The organism is Acidisphaera sp. L21, assembly GCF_009765685.1.
In the GTDB taxonomy this organism is placed as follows: Bacteria; Pseudomonadota; Alphaproteobacteria; order Acetobacterales; family Acetobacteraceae; genus LMUY01.
Map to the genome: position 1 here is coordinate 20,426 of NZ_LMUY01000124.1, position 4,783 is coordinate 25,208.

A 4,783-nucleotide genomic window follows, 5' to 3' on the forward strand; every position below is an offset into this window, starting at 1 on the left:
ATCTAGCTCGCCGGCCTTGCCGTTGCTGGTTGCCGCCCGGCCTTGAATGCCTCCAGCACGCCGGGCTCGAGCTTGGTCGAGATTTCGGCAAGCCGGTGTGCGGCTGCAACGATCCGCTCCAGTCCCTGCGTTTGCGCGGCGACTCCGACCTCCTTCAGCAGCACATGGAATTCTTCTTCCAGGGCAGGAACGATTTGAGCGCTGCCAAATTGAACCTCGTTCAGCCAATCGGGCGATCCCATCGTGATGTCGAGTTGGTTGCCGAAGAAGAACAGCAGGCTACCGTCGGCGTCATGAACCGGTGAAATGAAGAGCAGGTTGTAGAACTTCGAGCCGTCACGACGGTAGTTGACGATCCATTCGATGCAGCCCTGGCCTGCGTCGAGACAGCCGCGAATACGGCGTTGCGATACCGGATCGGTATCTTGGCCCTGCAGAAATCGGCAGTTGCGACCAACGATTTCGTCTATGGGATAGCCAGACAGTTCTTCGAATGCGCGATTGGCGGCCACCATCGGCGTATCGGCCAGATGGGGGTCGCACAACACCATCGGCGCAGTACTATACTGCATCGCGGTCGTGAGTGCATCCCGGATTGCTATAGCGCTCAAGTTTCAAGCCTCCCGGTCGGGAGGATGACTGCATTCCGGTCGCTGGTCTATCGGCAGAGCGCCGTTACCACATCGTGCGAGGCGCTCGTGCCCACCACGGCGTGACCTCCCCGCCCAGCCCCGACGCGCCGTGATCGTCGTTACTGGCCTTCAAGGGGTCTGGGGCTACTTGCGGCGTTGCAACATGTTCGCCCGCGTGTGGCGCTATGGACGGCGCCGGTTCATCGGCCGGGCCTAGTAGGGCCAGAGGTTTGGCCGAAGCGGCATCGGCCTTCAAAACCTCGACGACCTGTTTCAGTGCTTCGCTCCGCCCTAGGCTATAGGCTTGCCGGACGATCTGCTGGAGTGAGGTCAATATATCCTCGAATTCCTGACTTGGCATTCAGTCCCCCCTTCTACGGAGCCATTATCGAAGCCGAATACGCTGTCAAAGCCTGGCTCGAGAAGTTGGTTCCGTGCGGCCCGAGCTTCGGCGTTGGTAATATCTTTGACAGTAACCGACCGATGTCGGTCGAGGTTTTGCTCGCCAAATCTGCCCCTACCATGCCACCTGCGGCCTTGTCTTCGACGAAAACCCGACCGCCGACGATGACCACCAGCGCCGGGTTCAGCGATGCCCGGCGCGCACTGACGATTGTCTCCGTCAGTTGAGAGAGCCGATTGTCGCGGCGGAAAGCCGAGCTTAGCGAAAGATCCAGAGCGTCGAACCAAACGCCTGATACGAGATCCTGCAACGCTTGGTCGCTGGTTGGAAATTCGGAATGCGGGGACCAGCCGGCGTTGCGCAGCACATCGGAATCCAATGCCGCGCCCAACTGATGCAGCTCACCTGGTTCGGGCACGACCAGCACGGCGGAGTTTGGCCGCCAGGGCATTTCCGAGCATCGTCCGGTCGACACCAGCCGCGCTGCCGTTTGCAGACGGGACAGGGCCATCGTGACATCGAACTCGCTGCAGAAATCTTCGCTCCAAAGATCGCCGAGCCTGCGAGCCGCGGGCTCGAACAAGGTCGCGTAGATCGGCATAGCGGGAGCATTGATGTCACGCATTTCCCTGATGAGTTCGACCGCTGCAGTTTGGTCGGGCGCTATCAACAGGTCTACCAATTCACGAACACGATTGCTGGCTGGCCAGGTCTCATCCGGCTGCACCACAATCCCATGGCCATCTGCCAAGGCCGGGATGACGGTCGATAGAAACACGCTCTTGAGGATCGCTGCCGTGTTCTTCCGCAGCGCAGCAGGACTTGCCTCTCCAGACAAATGCGGCTGCCTCATGTCGACAGAAACGGCTACCAGTCGAATGAGCAGGCTAGGCGCTATCTCAGGACGCAAGTGCAACTGAGCAACGACATCCTGCGGCGGATCAATCACATCGCCACGCCACTGCGTTGGAACCTGTGCGGCGAGCTTCATGCTCCAGCCGTCGAACATGCGCCGGGTCGCAGATTGCGCGTTGAGGACCTCGATGTCGGTATGGCGAGTGTCGTTTCGGATCGATGTCATGATCCGGTCGACACATTCTGGCGGCCCCTCGAGCCACTGGAAGAAACGATCCTGATCGTACAGCATCAGGCCGGTCACCGCTTCGCGATTGTTTCGCGACTGGGCGGCAAGTGTCAACTCGCGTAGCGCGGATGGTCCCAGCGCGCGAACGGCGCGGCTGCGGTACACAATCGTTGACAGCGCTTGGCCGCTGCTAGCGCCGCCAATCGGCGATATGATCCCGGACATCACCCGCTCCCCATTGATCCTCTTTCGGGTCCAGTTGGCCATCGTGGCGATCGAGAATTGGGATTTCGCTGAATCAGCAACGTTTCGTCAACACATATTTTTGATAAGCAGTCTAGCCAATATGCTTCGGCGTCGATTGGCAGTTAGGCCAAGACTTCTGACTAATATTTGCTAACGCTGCCGACGGGTTTTGGAGCATCCCGTTTGAGATCTTGCCGCCTCCGCTAGCAGCGCGCCGGATTCGGGTGCCGCGTTGGTCTGAGGTGGTGCGAGCTTCAAGCACGTCGCCGCTGGTAGCGGTTGAGCCGACCCGCATCGCTCCGGCTCATAACTGCCGGCATCAAGCGCCTGTTCCCCAAGGCCAAACAGCACACCAGTCCCTGCCCTGCTAGACCGAGATCAATTGTACGTGCAACGGTCTAAACGATCGCCCGTCTGTGTCATGCTATTCGGACTGAGGTTCGGCCAGCCGCTCGGCAGCCTATACCTAGCCCAGCGGTCTACCTGCCTCCAATCAAAATCGCCCCCAGAGGCGAAGGAGGTGTTCATGTCCTATGTTTTCACCGGGACGACTGTTCCGTACGCAGTGTCACAGCCGCAGATTCGCAAGATCACCATCCACGACCTGATAACTTGTTTGTCACAAGGGTGGAATGACTTCCGAGCAGCGCCGACGCAGTTGGTATTTCTGTGCATCGTCTACCCGATCGTTGGATTAGTCGCTGCACGAGCCGCATTCGGTGGGGCGGTCGTACCATTGCTCTTTCCCATCGTGTCCGGCTTTGCGCTCGTCGGACCGATCGCGGCGATCGGGCTGTATGAGCTCAGCCGCCGACGGGAGTGAGACGACGAAGTCTCCTGGTTGAACTGCTTCGATGTGCTGCGCTCCCCATCGATCGGCTCAATTGCTGCCGTGTCGGTAATGTTGGTTGCAATCTTCATTGCGTGGCTGTCAGCAGCAACCGCAATCTATCATGGCATCGTGGGAGACATGGCTTCAGCGACGGTAGCAAGCCTGGCCCATGATGTGTTCAATACGCCGGCGGGGATCCGCCTTGCCGTCGTCGGCAATCTGGTCGGCTTCCTGTTTGCAGTCGTCGTGCTTTCAATGACCGTCGTGTCGCTGCCGATGCTGCTGGACCGCGACGTCGGGCCGGTGGTCGCAATTCACACATCCCTGCGGGCCGTGCGGGCCAACCCCGTAGTCATGGCGGTTTGGGGACTGATCGTCGGCGTATCCTTGTTGCTTGGGGCGGCATTTGTCATGGTTGGGCTCGCCGTCGTGCTGCCAATCCTTGGCCATGCCACGTGGCATCTGTATCGCCGGGTCGTCGCATAGCTACAATCGAGTCGCTGAGCGGCCTGGTTAGCCAGGCCGCTCAGCGAGTACGCGATTCATTTGCCAGAGCCTGAAGTTCAATACGCCCGCAAAGGTAACCCAAGCGAGGTAAGGGATGAGCAAGATCATGGCCGTGGCACTGATTTGTGCAAATACGGCTATGTTGGCGACGATCGAAAGCCAAAGCAGGATCAGTTCCCCAAATGCCAGGTCCAGCCGGCGCAATCCGAACGAACAGGCCGACCAACCTGCATTCAACAGAAGCTGTATGGCGTAAACGCTCATAGCGACGGGCGCACCAGTGAAACCCACTTGGCGCCAGACAAACCAGCCTGACACGGCGATGCAGATGTAAAGGACTGTCCAAGCTGGCCCGAACAGCCAATTGGGTGGCCGCCAAGCCGGTTTGGCAAGACCTTCGTACCATTCCCCCGGTCGGAACACAGCCCCGGATAGTGCCACGATAAAGCACGCCGCAATAAAAGGTATCAGGCTGAGTGTCGCTGAAATATTCATTCTTCCAAGAAACTAATGCCTTTCGGAGCGCCGTGTCGAGGAGCCTGGCAGCACGTCATCGGACCATCGGTGGAAGAATGGTTCGGGTAAGACATCGGCCCAACCTTCGACTAACTGCACTGTCTCAGCACCGGCTTCGCCTGCCTGCCTGCCGAGATATTCAACTGCGGCTGCGTTAGTCGATCAATTAGAACTCCCCTCACCCGTCCTACCACGCCCCGGCTGGGATCGGTCACCCTGGTTGGCGGCATCGTGGGACCAATGCTGCGGATGGTCGATTCACACGGACACACGGGTCTGGATGCCTCTCTGCTACTTGAGCGCCTGCTGGGCGAGGTCGGAAGACCCCGGCCGCAGCGTCCACCCAAGTTTGTCAGCGCTTCCCAAGCCTTGTTCTGCCTGCGCTTCAGGATGTTGCGGGCCATGCGCTGGTGGAGGCCGTGAGTTCACCGCTCATGGCGATGGTGGCAAGCAGCTGGGCCGCATGCATGTGCCATTCAGATCGGCGACCAGGTGCGGCGGCTGGCAGGAACCGGCGGTCATCGGCGGGGTGGCTCACGTGCCATTGCGTGGCATGCATCTAC

3 protein-coding genes and 1 pseudogene are annotated in these 4,783 nt (G+C 59.5%); 1 reads left to right on the forward strand and 3 read right to left on the reverse strand.

Annotated features, from left to right (window positions below; genetic code table 11):
- Nucleotides 1-2: 2 nt before the first annotated feature.
- Together GSQ76_RS23495 and GSQ76_RS23500 are read right to left on the reverse strand one after the other, a co-directional pair.
- Complete coding sequence (locus tag GSQ76_RS23495; RefSeq protein ID WP_256367020.1) at nt 3-572, reverse strand: PAS domain-containing protein; 570 nt, start codon at nt 570-572, stop codon at nt 3-5.
- 434 nt (nt 573-1,006) lie between these two features.
- A complete protein-coding gene (locus GSQ76_RS23500) occupies nt 1,007-2,344 on the reverse strand; it encodes a BLUF domain-containing protein (protein ID WP_158746543.1) in 1,338 nt (445 codons plus the stop codon).
- A 547-nt stretch (nt 2,345-2,891) separates the two neighbouring features.
- Between GSQ76_RS23500 and GSQ76_RS23505 the strand changes: the two are divergent.
- Nucleotides 2,892-3,683: pseudogene (locus tag GSQ76_RS23505) on the forward strand (DUF2189 domain-containing protein).
- 27 nt (nt 3,684-3,710) lie between these two features.
- Here GSQ76_RS23505 and GSQ76_RS23510 read toward each other — a convergent pair.
- Nucleotides 3,711-4,199: a TspO/MBR family protein gene (locus GSQ76_RS23510; protein WP_158746544.1), complete on the reverse strand. Its 489-nt coding sequence runs from the start codon at nt 4,197-4,199 to the stop codon at nt 3,711-3,713.
- Nucleotides 4,200-4,783 lie beyond the last annotated feature (584 nt).